Origin of the sequence: Streptomyces sp. SID5464, from assembly GCF_009862985.1 — a bacterium.
GTDB lineage: Bacteria > Actinomycetota > Actinomycetes > Streptomycetales > Streptomycetaceae > Streptomyces > Streptomyces chartreusis_D.
In genome coordinates this window covers 170,443-171,006 of the sequence record NZ_WWIQ01000009.1, presented here as the reverse complement: position 1 = coordinate 171,006, position 564 = coordinate 170,443, and the positions used below count along the sequence as shown (strand labels likewise).

The 564-nt window shown below is 58.0% G+C and carries 1 rRNA gene (only partly in view); it reads right to left on the bottom strand.

Features of this window, described 5'->3' with window-relative positions:
• A 23S ribosomal RNA gene (locus tag GTY47_RS09180) occupies positions 1–564 on the bottom strand (it extends past both window edges: 1,570 nt to the left, 1,301 nt to the right).

The window sequence follows — 564 nt, the reverse complement described above, 5'->3', positions numbered from 1 at the left end:
CTACACCCTTACCCCGGGACAACCACCGCCCGGGCTGGACTACCTTCCTGCGTCACCCCATCACTCACCTACTAACCGCTTGGTTCAGCGGCTCCACCACTCCCCCTCACTCCGAAGAGATCAGGGGCGGCTTCACGGCCTTAGCATCACGATGCTCGATGTTTGACGCTTCACAGCGGGTACCGGAATATCAACCGGTTATCCATCGACTACGCCTGTCGGCCTCGCCTTAGGTCCCGACTTACCCTGGGCAGATCAGCTTGACCCAGGAACCCTTAGTCAATCGGCGCACACGTTTCTCACGTGTGAATCGCTACTCATGCCTGCATTCTCACTCGTCAACCGTCCACAACTCGCTTACACGGCTGCTTCACCCGGCAGACGACGCTCCCCTACCCATCCACACACCCGTTGGGGCTATTGTGTGAATGACACGACTTCGGCGGTACGCTTGAGCCCCGCTACATTGTCGGCGCGGAATCACTAGACCAGTGAGCTATTACGCACTCTTTCAAGGGTGGCTGCTTCTAAGCCAACCTCCTGGTTGTCTGTGCGACTCCACAT